This window comes from uncultured Faecalibaculum sp., assembly GCF_910588395.1.
Taxonomy (GTDB): Bacteria; Bacillota_I; Bacilli_A; order Erysipelotrichales; family Erysipelotrichaceae; genus Faecalibaculum.
The window spans coordinates 1-7,462 of sequence record NZ_CAJUPA010000063.1 but is presented as its reverse complement, the minus strand read 5'-3'; the positions used below and the strand labels follow the sequence as shown (position 1 = coordinate 7,462).

Sequence of the window (7,462 nt, the reverse complement as noted above, 5' to 3'; positions counted from 1 at the left end):
AAGTGTTAAAAGCTATTTCACCAGAATCGTTAACACCGATATTGACTTCTAACACAGAGTACACCGGAGAAGAGGACGGCTATATCTCTGCCATCAGAAATCTCAGCGAAAAGATGATTGACAGCCGAATTGTATTTCTGAACGAACGATGGCAAAATTCAGGTAACGAAACACTCCAGGCGCTGGGGCATCTGTTTGACAGCGACAGGAAGAAGGCGATTGGTTTTATGGAGAAGGAAGGTGTGAAAATGACGAGAATGATTGAAGCGGCTACAGACGACTATTATGACTGGCATTTCCGGACACTGAACAGAAAGGACCGGAAAGCAGCTCTTGAAGCTCAGAAGCAAAACCGGGAATATCGGCAGATTCTTGCCGGAAAAGAGTCAGAACTGACTGACACAAGAAACCGGCTTTCTGAAACGGAAAAAGCCCTGGCAGCTGCACTTGCCAGACTGGCAGAATACGAAAAATAAAGGCACAGAAGTCCCGCTTCCGGCTGCCCGGAACAACGGAAGAGGGAGGACAGTACCGGTGATGCATGTCTGATAACGAGTCAGTTGTCTGATTGAGATGACTGGCTTTTTCAACGCCTGGTGCATAAAATCAGCCGGGTGCCGGACGCAGTCCCTTTCCGTCTGAGGTAGCAGACCATGATGCCCCGGCTTGGTCAGCACAAAACAGCCTGCCATCCTGTGCCGGTATAATAAGGACACAGACAGAAGAGGTGACGATATGAAACTCACATGGAATCTGGCGGACAAAGTTCTGGCTGAACTGCCAAAGGGAACAGGACAGCTGGATTTGCACCATACAAGACCAAAGATCGAAGGAAAGGAACACGGACATACGGTGTTTACGCTGACGCCGGTGAGTCTGCGGGTTCACAGCCCGGAGGATGCAGCGGCGGATCTGCATGACCTGGTTTCGGTCAGCGAAGCAGGGAATTTTCTGGAACTTTCCTATGCCGATGGTCATCAGACCAGGGTGCACACCAGGCAGCACACGGCGCAGATTGCCGGACTGATTCAGGGGCTGCTGGAGCCGGAGGATCCGCTTCTGGCTTCGCTGTCGGAGAAGGCGGAGTCCGGAGATATCCGGGCAATGGAACAGATTGCGGATATCTACGACCACCGGGAGGATCACCAGAAGGCGGAGCTCTGGGCGCAGAAGGCATCCGAAACCCGCAACAGGCCGCATCCGAAGGTCACAGCGGAGGACAGAGAGCAGCAGAAGCAGGTGCATGAAGCGGGGAAAGCGTATCTGCAGCGGGAGCAGGACAGTGTTCCCGACCGGCTGAGTGCCGAAGATCTGTGGAGGGCCAGCCGGGGATTTGCCCAGGTGGATGACCGGGTCAGTGAATGGAAGTACCTGCAGCGGGCGGCGGAGCTGTCTCACCCCGAAGCTCATTATCAGATGGGTGCCTATCTGGCCAGCGGCATGCATGATCTTGAGGCGGATCCGGAAAAGGCGTTTGCCCATATGAAAACTGCAGCCGAGCTGGGGAGCCGGCAGGCACCGTATTATCTTGGCAGCTGGTACCGGACGGGAACCGGGACCAGGAAGGATCTGGCAGAAGCGGACCGCTGGCTGGCGCAGGATGATTCGGTGAAGGCCCTGATTCAGCGGATGCTGGTCAAGGAAGAGCTGCAGGACCGGGCGGGGGCTGAAAGTCTGGCGAAGGAAGCCATGGCGAAGAGCACGTCGCTGAAAACCCGGGATCTGCTGCAGAAAAAGCTGGATACCTGGAATGCGGTTTCCGAAGAACCGGCGTATCTGGCGGCGGCAGAGGAATACAACCGGAAGGAAGCCGCTTCGGCACCAAAGCAGATCAGTGCCGGGGATCTCATGAAGATGGCCGAGGGGTATGCCCAGGTGAATGATTTTGTGCAGGAGCGCAAGGCGCTGGAAGAAGCTGCCCGGCTGTCTCATCCGGAGGCGAACTACAAACTGGGGGCGTATCTGGCCAGCGGCATGCATGGCAATGAAACAGATCCGGAAGCGGCGTTCCGGTGGATGATGCATGCGGCAGATCTGGGCAATGACAAGGCCCCGTACTATCTGGGCATGTGGTATGCCAATGGCACAGGGATTGAAAAGGATCCGGAACAGGCAGCGTTCTGGCTGGCAAAAGACAGCAGTCCCCGGGCGCAGATGCAGCTGGCGCTGGTTCTGAAATCCCTGGACCGGGAAGAGGAAGCAGTCAAGGTGCTGGAACAGGTCCGGGACACTGCCACGGTGCAGAACACGAAGGATCTGGCTGTGCGGAAGCTGAATCAGTGGGAGACAGAGCGGCAGAAGGAGCAGGGAGAACGGCAGACCCGGACCCGGAAGGCTCTGCGCATTGCCCATATCCTGAATGACGCCGGCGCTTTTGATTTAGCGGCAGAGTTTCTGGAGGAAGCCGCGGCCGGGGGATCCGGTGAAGCGAAGTATCTGCTGGCGCTGCTGCTTCTGAAAGGACAGGGTGTAGCCGCAGATCCCGGACGGGCCAGAGATCTGCTGGAGCAGGTGAAGGAAACCCGTCCCGAGAGTCTGTACTATCTCACGTATCTGGAACAGGACCCGGAGAAGCAGAAAGCCTATGCCCGGGCGTATCTGGCGCAGAACCCGGAGAAAACCCGGAAAGAGCAGGTGGAAACGCTGCTGGGAATCCGCCCGGCTGAAACCGGTGAGAAAGAATCTGTGCCGGAAACCGCTGAAGCACCGGAAAAGACTGAATCAGGTACAGGTGGTGATTCGCTGTCTTTGGATGCTGCCGCCAGTGAACCCGAACACGCTGCCGATGGAGGCCAGGCTGTTTCGCAGGACCGGGAGCTCCAGGCTGTATCAGAGCCGGAGAAACCGAGAGCTGCTCAACCGGTGAAGCCGGTGTCCGGCGAAGAAGATGCTGCGGTTTTGCGCCGGCGGGGGATTGAGCGGATTTCCCAGGGTGACGAGAACGGCACGCAGGATCTGCAGAAGGCGGCGGATCTGGGGGATGTGGATGCGTGTCTGCTGCTGGGAGAAGCCATGCTGCAGACAGAGGATCCCGCCGGCGGCATCCGGTATCTCAGACAGGCTGCGGCCGCAGGCATCGGGGATGCCTATGCCCTGCTGGGCTATGCCTGTATGAATGGCCTGGGTGTGCCGGCTGATCCCCGGAAGGCTCACTGGCTTATCCACCAGGCACTGCGCCGGGGCAGCCGCATTGCCAGGCAGTGGACGCTGGGTGGCTGAGCGGACATGAAGATTGCCGAGACCCTGGTGGAAGCCCGGTTTGCAAGCCGGCCAAACCGGTTCATTGCACAGGTGGAAATAGATGGCAGACCGGAAACGGTGCATGTGAAAAACACCGGACGCTGCCGGGAGATCCTGGTGCCGGGAACCACTGTGTGGCTGGAGCCTTCGGATAAACCCGGGCGGAAGACAGCCTATGATCTGGTGGCGGCAGAGAAACCCGGCTGTGGAGTGATCAACATTGATTCCGCACTGCCCAACCGGCTGATGAAGGACTGGCTGCAGGGCTGCGGGGAGTTTGACCTGGTGAAATCCGAGCAGGTCTGCGGAACTTCCCGGTTTGACTTCTATCTGGAACGCGGTGGTCAGCCGGTGTGGATGGAGGTCAAGGGCTGCACGCTGGAGCGGGATGGACAGGGATGGTTTCCGGATGCTCCCACTGTCAGAGGATGCCGCCATGTGAGGGAACTGGCCAGACTGGCTGAAGCCGGAATATCGGCGGTTCTGGCATTCGTGATCCCGGTGAATGGCGTGACGAAGGTCCAGCCCAATGAAGCCAATGATCCGGCGTTTGCCCGGGCACTCGAGGAAGCCAGAGAAGCAGGTGTCGAAATCTGGCACTTGGCCTGCCGGGTGAGTCCGGAAGAGGTCACCATTGTGGGCCGTCTGGTGGAAACAGCAGATGGAACAAAACAGGTCTGATGAACGCAGAACAGCCTGGGCACAGAGTCGTGTCCAGGCTGTTCTGGCAGGATGCGGTTGCAACGGGGAAGGATAATCCGGATTCGGCTGTCAGGATCCTTCCGGATCCTGGTGTTCAGTCTTCTGTCTTTCCGGCAGCGGCATACAGCGCCTTGAGAAACAGGGCAGCTGCCCGGGAAAACCCCTGATGTTTTTTCCAGAGAATGTAGCCGGGAATCGCCACTTCCTGGCGGAATGGGCGAAAACAGAGGGATGTACCTTCGGTGTTGATCAGACTGTCATAGCACACGGCATAGCCCAGACCGGCTTTTACGAACAGAGAAGCGTTGTAAATGAGGTTGTAGCGCAGCACGATATCCGGATGCCGGCCCGCAGGACTCAGCAGCTGGTCCAGTGTACGCTTTTCGTCTTCCTGACTGGATACGAGCAGGGGCAGACCGGCCAGATTCTCCGGATCAATGCTGTCTTTGCCAGCCAGAGGGCAGTCCCGCGGCATAAGAACGCCCCATTTGTCCGGAATCCGGACAGGCAGAAAACCGTATCTGGCGGAATCCGGTTCCTGCAGCACAAGGCCGAAGTCGATCAGCCCGGTCTCCAGACAGTTCAGGATCTGCCGTCCGTTGCCGCTGATCATGTCAAACCGGATTCCCGGATGTTCCTGGTGAAGCCGGCAGGCAATGTCCGCCAGCACCCAGCCGGATGGTTCCTGCCACGGTATTCTCCGGCTGCCGGATTTCGCTTTCCATTCTATTGATGAAAACTGTGGAAGTGAATCGGAAACTGCTATGTGAAATGCGTTTTCCGGTTCGCTGTTCTGTAATCAGCAGGACTGGAGGAGAAAGCCATGACCCGGACAGAGGAAGAGTACGGCGGGTTTGAAAAAGCCGGCTGGCTGCCGATGCAGCTGCCAGCTCAGAATCTGAGTGGAATCTGGATCGGCGATGGGTCCCTGATTGCTCACAATGCAGTTTCGGCCACACTGAATTACGGTCTTCAACCGGGTCAGCAGTATGATTTGCAGGCGGCTTGTATTGTCATCGGGAAAAATGTCTGGCTGAGTGCCAGTGTCACAGTGCTGCAGGGCGTCACCATTGGTGACAACGTGGTGATCGGTGCCGGGCTGTGGTGACAAAGGATATACCTGCCAATGTGGTGGCAGGTGGTGTTCCCGCCAGAGTGATCCGGCAGCTTTCTCCGGAAAACTGACAGAGGCTGGATCTGATATGCAGAAAAAACGGTTTGGCCCACAGCTTCAAAAGCTGTTCCAAACCGTTTTTTCCTGCTGAGGCGGAATACAGGCTGCCTGAATGGCAGTCACTGAATGCTGAATGACCTGATCCAGTTTCCAAAGGAAAGCAGCTCATCGCCTTTCCAGGTCAGGAGTCCTTTCATTCCCACTTCCAGGCGATAGTACTCTTCGGAGGTGATCCAGAAAATCTTGACGCCGTCTGCGGTTTTGAATGCAGCCCGGTATACCGGATCGCCATCCGGGTCAATCTCCGGCGGAATCTCGTCATATTGTCCTTCTTTGGCGGCGACCACCGCCATGATGCTGTGGGTATCACTGTCGCACATAACCGATGCCTCCTGTATGGTTCTGTACCTGATTGTATCCGCAGAGGACCGGAACTGGCAGAGAGATGCCCGTAATGGGGGTGAAAGAAGGGATGGCAGGCAGCAGGGAAAGGCAGTGTGAACATCTGGCACAAAACAGAAAAAGTCAGACACAATGCATGTGTCCGACTATATTTTCTGAATGGTGGGGTCGATGCGACTCGAACGCACACGAGTTGCCTCACTACCGCCTGAAGATAGCGTGTCTGCCAATTCCACCACGACCCCATATTGTTTCTGCAATCGCTGACTGCCTGCTTATAGTATCAAACCCATCTCCGGGAATCAACAGTTTTCTGAAAAAAGGGTGACGGTTTTATTGGTTTTATCGGTTTTATCGGCGATGGATTCTGGACAGGTGCGATCAGCAAGCTGACCTGCAGCTGCTGGTTTTTTGCGGTCAAGCGGATGATTTGCCAGAACGGCCGTGCCTCAGGCCTCAGTACCCGCAGCTTTCATGCCCTGCCTGCGGGCGGCTTCTTCTCTGGCAGCCGGACGATACCAGAGCACGGCGCCCGCCATCAGCAGGGAGGTCAGACAGAGACTGATGGGGAAACACAGCATGAGAAACGGGAAGGAGGGGTGAGAGGGGAACACCGCAAAGACCCACACCAGGCGCAGGCCGCAGACACCGAGGATGGTCAGCAGGGCGGGTACCAGGGAGATGCCGAAGCCCCGGAGGTAGCCGGAGAAACTTTCGTAGAGAACGCTGAAGACATAGCCCGCGAAGACGATCATGAGCCGCCAGTAGCCGTTTTCGATGACATCGGGATTGCTGTTGAAGATCGCCAGCAGGCTGCGGCCGCAGGAAAGCACCAGGAGCATGGACAGCACAGTGGCCAGGATGCCTTCGGCGATGGAAATACCCAGGATCCGTCTGCAGCGTTCAAACTGGCCAGCGCCGTAGTTCTGGGAGACAAAGGTGGTGCAGGCCTGGGTGAAGGAATTCAGGACGTAGTAGCAGAAGATTTCCACGTTGAATGCCGCACTGCTGGCGGCCATGACCACGGTGCCCAGGCTGTTGATGGCGGTCTGGACGATGATGTTGGCAATGGCAAATACGGAGCTTTGCAGGCCGGCGGGGATGCCGATGCGCAGGATCCGGCCTGCGATGGACCGGCTGATGCGCAGTCTGTGCATGGAGAGCCGGACGGGGCTGGAGGTTTTCAGCAGGATGACGAAGAGGATCAGCGAGCTGATGATGTTGGAGATCACCGTGGCGATGGCGACACCGGCGATGGTGAGATGCATCACGATGACAAAGAACAGATTCAGCAGCACGTTGATGATGCCCGAGGCAGCCAGGGCGGCCTGGGGAATCTTTGTCTGGCCGATGCTGCGGAAGACCGAGGCTTCGAAGTTGTACAGCAGGATGGCTGGCATGCCGATGAGATAAATGCGCATGTAGTCCAGAGCGTGGGGGAACACATTTGCCGGGATGTTCATGAGGGACAGCACCTGGCTGATGCCGAGTTCGCCGAGAATGGTGGTGGCCAGACCGCAGATCAGCGCCAGCAGCAGGGAGGTCTGGACGGCCTGTTCGATGGTTTTCGGTTTCTGCTGTTCCACAGCCTGAGCGATGATGACATTGGCATCCAGGGCAAAGCCGACAAAGAAATTCACCAGGAGCCCGACGATGGGACTGTTGGTGCCGACGGCGGCGACAGCTTCGGTGCGGCCGGTCCGGGCAAAGGAGCCGACGATGGCAATGTCCGAGGCGTTGAACAGCTGTTCCAGCATGCCGGTGGTGGCGACTGGGAGCGCAAAAAGCAGGATCCGGTTCCAGACCGAGCCCTGCAGCATGGGAGATTCGATGTGAGCTGATGGGTCTTTCATGGCTTTCTCCTTCACGATTGACAGACGGGTAAATTATACTTGATAGACTACCAAGCTCAGTTAATGGCTTATCACGCATAAATAGCGCCAG

7 protein-coding genes and 1 tRNA gene are annotated in these 7,462 nt (G+C 57.1%); 4 read left to right on the top strand and 4 right to left on the bottom strand.

All coding sequences use genetic code 11. The features are described from left to right. From QZ305_RS11345 to sfsA, 3 genes are all read left to right on the top strand, one after another. Positions 1-476 (top strand): hypothetical protein (locus tag QZ305_RS11345; RefSeq protein WP_294732072.1); only part of this gene is annotated, 476 nt, incomplete at its 5' end. A gap of 259 nt (positions 477-735) precedes the next feature. Beyond that, positions 736-3,219, top strand: coding sequence for a tetratricopeptide repeat protein (locus QZ305_RS11340; RefSeq protein WP_294732071.1), 2,484 nt, complete (start codon positions 736-738; stop codon positions 3,217-3,219). A gap of 6 nt (positions 3,220-3,225) precedes the next feature. Further along, positions 3,226-3,921 (top strand): DNA/RNA nuclease SfsA, encoded by a 696-nt coding sequence (gene sfsA / locus QZ305_RS11335; protein ID WP_294732069.1) that lies wholly within the window; start codon positions 3,226-3,228, stop codon positions 3,919-3,921. 115 nt (positions 3,922-4,036) lie between these two features. On the opposite strand, the gene QZ305_RS11330 is transcribed toward sfsA, so the two are convergent. After that, positions 4,037-4,612 (bottom strand): LysR family transcriptional regulator substrate-binding protein, encoded by a 576-nt coding sequence (locus QZ305_RS11330; RefSeq protein WP_294732067.1) that lies wholly within the window; start codon positions 4,610-4,612, stop codon positions 4,037-4,039. A 153-nt stretch (positions 4,613-4,765) separates the two neighbouring features. On the opposite strand from QZ305_RS11330, the gene QZ305_RS11325 reads away from it, so the two are divergent. Then, on the top strand, positions 4,766-5,050 hold the full coding sequence (locus tag QZ305_RS11325) for a DapH/DapD/GlmU-related protein (RefSeq protein ID WP_294732065.1): 285 nt from the start codon (positions 4,766-4,768) through the stop codon (positions 5,048-5,050). 185 nt (positions 5,051-5,235) lie between these two features. Here the strand turns inward: QZ305_RS11325 and QZ305_RS11320 are convergent, their stop codons facing one another. The 3 genes from QZ305_RS11320 to QZ305_RS11310 form a co-directional block, all read right to left on the bottom strand. Next, a complete protein-coding gene (locus tag QZ305_RS11320) occupies positions 5,236-5,496 on the bottom strand; it encodes a hypothetical protein (protein ID WP_294732063.1) in 261 nt (86 codons plus the stop codon). A 182-nt stretch (positions 5,497-5,678) separates the two neighbouring features. After that, positions 5,679-5,763: transfer RNA gene (locus QZ305_RS11315), tRNA-Leu, on the bottom strand. A gap of 204 nt (positions 5,764-5,967) precedes the next feature. Next, complete coding sequence (locus QZ305_RS11310; protein WP_294732062.1) at positions 5,968-7,371, bottom strand: MATE family efflux transporter; 1,404 nt, start codon at positions 7,369-7,371, stop codon at positions 5,968-5,970. Between the last annotated feature and the right edge of the window lie 91 nt (positions 7,372-7,462).

What these genes read in the sequence shown, in the direction of transcription:
- sfsA (WP_294732069.1), top strand. Translation starts at nt 3,226, where the DNA reads ATGAAGATTGCCGAGACCCTGGTGGAAGCCCGGTTTGCAAGCCGGCCA.
- QZ305_RS11340 (WP_294732071.1), top strand. Translation starts at nt 736, where the DNA reads ATGAAACTCACATGGAATCTGGCGGACAAAGTTCTGGCTGAACTGCCA.
- QZ305_RS11325 (WP_294732065.1), top strand. Translation starts at nt 4,766, where the DNA reads ATGACCCGGACAGAGGAAGAGTACGGCGGGTTTGAAAAAGCCGGCTGG.
- QZ305_RS11320 (WP_294732063.1), bottom strand. Translation starts at nt 5,496, where the DNA reads ATGTGCGACAGTGATACCCACAGCATCATGGCGGTGGTCGCCGCCAAA.
- QZ305_RS11310 (WP_294732062.1), bottom strand. Translation starts at nt 7,371, where the DNA reads ATGAAAGACCCATCAGCTCACATCGAATCTCCCATGCTGCAGGGCTCG.